General features: G+C 69.9%; 3 protein-coding genes and 2 pseudogenes (2 of these 5 cut by a window edge). 3 read left to right on the top strand and 2 right to left on the bottom strand.

Going from position 1 to position 3854, the window contains the following annotated elements; translation table 11 throughout:
• The 3 genes and pseudogenes from K789_RS21960 to K789_RS0101210 all read left to right on the top strand — a co-directional run.
• Positions 1-999, top strand: a pseudogene (locus tag K789_RS21960) (molybdopterin-dependent oxidoreductase); it begins 556 nt to the left of the window's first position.
• Positions 1000-1035: 36 nt separating this feature from the next.
• Positions 1036-2052 carry an asparaginase gene (locus K789_RS0101215; RefSeq protein ID WP_024365156.1) on the top strand — a complete coding sequence of 339 codons (1017 nt, stop codon included), beginning with the start codon at positions 1036-1038 and terminating at the stop codon, positions 2050-2052.
• Between the two features lie 2 nt (positions 2053-2054).
• The gene (locus K789_RS0101210; RefSeq protein WP_024365155.1) at positions 2055-2462 is read left to right on the top strand and encodes a sterol carrier family protein; all 408 of its coding nucleotides are present in this window, start codon (positions 2055-2057) and stop codon (positions 2460-2462) included.
• A gap of 25 nt (positions 2463-2487) precedes the next feature.
• On the opposite strand, the gene K789_RS0101205 is transcribed toward K789_RS0101210, so the two are convergent.
• Positions 2488-3249, bottom strand: a complete 762-nt coding sequence (locus K789_RS0101205; protein ID WP_024365154.1) for an SDR family oxidoreductase — start codon at positions 3247-3249, stop codon at positions 2488-2490.
• A 202-nt stretch (positions 3250-3451) separates the two neighbouring features.
• Positions 3452-3854: pseudogene (locus tag K789_RS21955) on the bottom strand (HAD family hydrolase); it runs 247 nt beyond the window's last position.

Below are 3854 nucleotides of genomic sequence, written 5' to 3'. Positions count from 1 at the left end.
GGGCGTCTGCTCAGCGCGGCCCGCAGCAACGTCGCCCAGGCCCGTGAATCCCTTCAGCTCCCCGCCCCGGTGAAGCCGGCCCCCGCTGTCCCCGCCGGCGTGCAGTCCAAGGCACCCGGGGTCACACCGTGGCTGACGCCCAACAACGACTTCTATCGCATCGATACCGCGCTGAGCGTGCCGGAGATCAACGTCCAGGACTGGGAATTGCGGGTCCACGGCCTCGTGGAACGGGAAATCCGGCTCAGCTTCCAGGACCTGCTCGACGCGGACCTGATCGAATCACACGTCTCCCTGACCTGCGTGTCCAACCCGGTCGGCGGGAACCTGGCCGGCAATGCCAAATGGCTGGGCATGCCCATCCGTGACGTGCTCAAGATGGCCGCTCCCCAGGACGGCGCGGATATGGTGCTCTCCACCTCGATCGACGGCTTCAGCGCCTCGACCCCGCTGGAGGTCCTGCAGGACGACCGCGACGCCATGCTGGCGATCGGCATGAACGGTGAAGCCCTGCCGCTGGAACACGGCTACCCGGTGCGGATGGTCGTCCCCGGCCTGTACGGCTTCGTCTCCGCCACCAAGTGGGTGGTGGACCTGGAAGTCACCCGTTTCGCGGACAGCAAGGCGTACTGGACGCAGCGCGGCTGGTCCGAGCGCGGCCCCATCAAGACCATGGCCCGCGTGGAAGTCCCGAAGTCCTTCGCCAAGGTCCCTGCCGGACGCGTCGCGATCGGCGGCACCGCGTGGGCCCAGACGCGCGGCATCACCAAGGTTGAGGTGCAGATCGACAACGGGCCCTGGACAGAAGCCGTGCTCTCCACAGAGGCTTCCCTCATCACCTGGCGGCAGTGGTCCTTCGACTGGGAAGCGACCCCGGGCCCGCACTACATCAAGGCCCGCGCCACCGACGGCACCGGCGAGGTCCAGACGGACAAGCGGGCGGATCCGGTGCCCGACGGCGCGTCCGGCTGGCAGTCGCTGATGGTGACCGTGGAATAACCGGGTATCCCTGCCCGGGCACCATAGACTTGCTGCATGCCCCTGAATTCGCATGCCACCTTCACCGTCGAGTCCGCCGTCGAACTGGCCGTCGTTGAACGAAGCGGTTTTGTGGAGTCCCGGCACATCGGCTCCGCCGTCCTCCTCGCCGGGGACGGCACCGTCGTCACCGAACTGGGCGACATCACCACCCCGATCTACGCCAGGTCCACGCTCAAGCCGCTGCAGGCCCTCGCTTCCATGCAGGCAGGAGTTCCCCTGCGCGGCGCGCAGGCAGCGATCGCCTGCGGCAGCCACGTTGGCTCGCTGGACCATATGGACGTCGTCGAGGGCATGCTCAAGGCCGCAGGCGTCAAGGAAGAGCAGCTCCAGTGCCCGGCCGCCTGGCCCGAGGATGAAACCGCCCGGAACTGGCTGGTCCGCTCCGAGCGGGGCAAGTCCAAGCTGGCGTTCAACTGCTCCGGGAAGCACGCCGCGTTCCTCTGGGCCTGCACCGAGAACGGCTGGGACACGCACAGCTACCTCGAGCCCAACCACCCGCTGCAGCAGCGCATCCGCTCCGTGATCGAGGAATACTGCGGCGAAAGCATCGCCCACCTCGGCATCGACGGCTGCGGCGCCCCCGTCGCAGCCGTTTCCCTGACCGGACTGGCCCGGGCCTTCTCCAAGCTGGCCAAGGCCCCCGGGGACAAGAACTCCAATGCCCGCGCCGCCACGATCGCCACGTCGATGCTGGACTACCCGTGGGCGGTGCAGGGCAAGGGCGAGTGCAACACGGTGGTCATGGACGACCTCGGCATCCTCGCCAAGATCGGCGCCGAAGGCGTGCTGGTGATGGCCACCCCCACAGGCGCGTCCGTCGCCATCAAGATCCTCGACGGCAACATCCGGGCCACCACACTCGTCGGGCTGACCCTGCTCGCGGCCGCCGGCGCCGTCGACGTCCCGGAAGTGGCCAGCGTCCTGGACAAGGTGGTCTCCCCCGTGCTCGGCGGCGGCAGGCCGGTGGGCAAAATCCGTCTCGGCCACGCCGTCTCGGCCCTGCTCGACTAGCCATGGCCGTCGCCCGACGCAGAATCGCCATCGATGAGGGCCGCGCGGCCCTCGCCGCGTGGCAGGCAGCCAGCGTTCCGGCGTCGGAGTCCGCCGGTGGGACCGGCCAGGAAGCCGGCACCCCCGTGCCCCGCAGCACGCTGGCGACGGCGGTCCGGTACACCCTGGAGGAGGTCACCGCCCGGGCGCCCGGCAACTCGGTGGAGGTGCGGGTGCCGCCGTTTGGCGTCACGCAGTGTGTGGAGGGCCCGCGGCATACCCGCGGCACTCCGCCGAATGTCATAGAGTGCGACGCCGCCACCTGGCTTGCGATGGTCAGCGGGCAGTTGCGCTGGGCAGACGCCGTCGACGCCGGGCGGGTGGCCGCCTCCGGGCTGCGCGCAGACCTCTCCGGCCTGCTGCCGCTCTAAGAGGGACGGAGTCCCCCGACTACGGCTACCCGCGCCCGATGAACGGCATCCCGGCGGCGGTAATCACGAGGGACCCGACGCTGGCGGAGGGCGGCATCCCGGCCATCAGCAGCACCGCACGCGCGGCGTCGTCGACCGGGAAGGTCGGCTCCACGCGGCTGCTGCCGTCGGCCTGCACGGCCCCGGAGCCGACGCCGATGGTGTCCATCAGCTCGGTGGCGGTGTTGCCAATGTCGATTTGCCCGCAGGTGATGCCAAACCCGCGTCCGTCCAGTTCAATGCTCTTGGTCAGCCCGGTCATGGCGTGCTTGGTGACGGTATAGGCCACCGTCCGGGGCCGGGGCGAGTGGGCGGCAATCGAGCCGTTGTTGATGATCCGGCCGCCCTGCGGTGACTGCGCCTTCATGGCACGGACGGCGGCCGCGGCACAGAGCATGGCGCCCGTCAGGTTCACGGCCACGGTGGCGTCCCAGTCCGCGAGGCTGATCTCGTCCACGGAGGCGGCAGGGCCAAACACTCCGGCGTTGTTGAACAGTACGTCCACGCGTCCCCAGCGCTGGCGGGCGGCGGCGAAAAGCCCCTCGACGTCGTCGGGCACCGTGACATCGCACGGAACGGCGAGGGCCTGGGCATGTCCCGCCCCCGTCTCCAGCAACTGAGCTTCGCGCCGGCCGGCCAGCACCACCCGGTACCCGTCAGCGAGCATGATCCGGGCGACGGCCCTGCCGATCCCCGAGCCGGCGCCGGTAACTACGGCTACCCTGGCGGGCAGGTGATGTCGTGTCATCCGGCTAGCGTATGCCGAGTTCGCAGTTCACGGCAGTGTTGCGCGCCAACATTGCCGCGAAATGTCATCCCGCGGAGGGCAGGCCGTCCCCGCAACGGCCGCAAGCGGCACAGCCATCCGTGCCAGCCGCGGGCGGCGCGACGGTCCGGATTCCCTATCCCCCGATGGATGCATGGACACACTGTAGCCGCCGGCGGACCCGCTAGCTCCGGCGGACGCGGGCGGTGAGCCGTCCAATCGCGCTGTCCCGGAGGTTGTCCAGAAGCGCCCGGGGGCCAGGGTGGATTTCGACGGCGCCGGCGTCCCGGAGTTCTGCTTCGCTGGTGCCACCGCAGGTGAGACCGATGGCCGGGATACCGAGCTTCCCGGCGGCGTAGATGTCCCACACGGCATCGCCCACGTAGACGGCGTCCGCCGCCGGCACACCCACGGCGTTGAGGGCTGCCACGAGGATGTCCGGGGCGGGTTTGCTCTCCTTCGCGTCTGCCGAGCTGGTGGCGGCATCGATGAAGGCGTCGGCGCCGATCGTGGCACGCAGCACCTCGAGGTCGCGTTCCCGGGCGGAGGACGCGAGCGCCACGGCGAGCCCCCCGTCGTGGCAGCCC

The organism is Arthrobacter sp. TB 26, from assembly GCF_000427315.1.
In the GTDB taxonomy this organism is placed as follows: Bacteria; Actinomycetota; Actinomycetes; order Actinomycetales; family Micrococcaceae; genus Arthrobacter.
Note: the sequence above shows the minus strand (reverse complement) of the source record. Positions and strands in the feature narration are given on the sequence as shown.

Bases quoted from the DNA above. Each gene is read 5' to 3' on its own strand.
- K789_RS0101215 (WP_024365156.1), top strand. From the start codon at position 1,036: ATGCCCCTGAATTCGCATGCCACCTTCACCGTCGAGTCCGCCGTCGAA.
- K789_RS0101210 (WP_024365155.1), top strand. From the start codon at position 2,055: ATGGCCGTCGCCCGACGCAGAATCGCCATCGATGAGGGCCGCGCGGCC.
- K789_RS0101205 (WP_024365154.1), bottom strand. From the start codon at position 3,249: ATGACACGACATCACCTGCCCGCCAGGGTAGCCGTAGTTACCGGCGCC.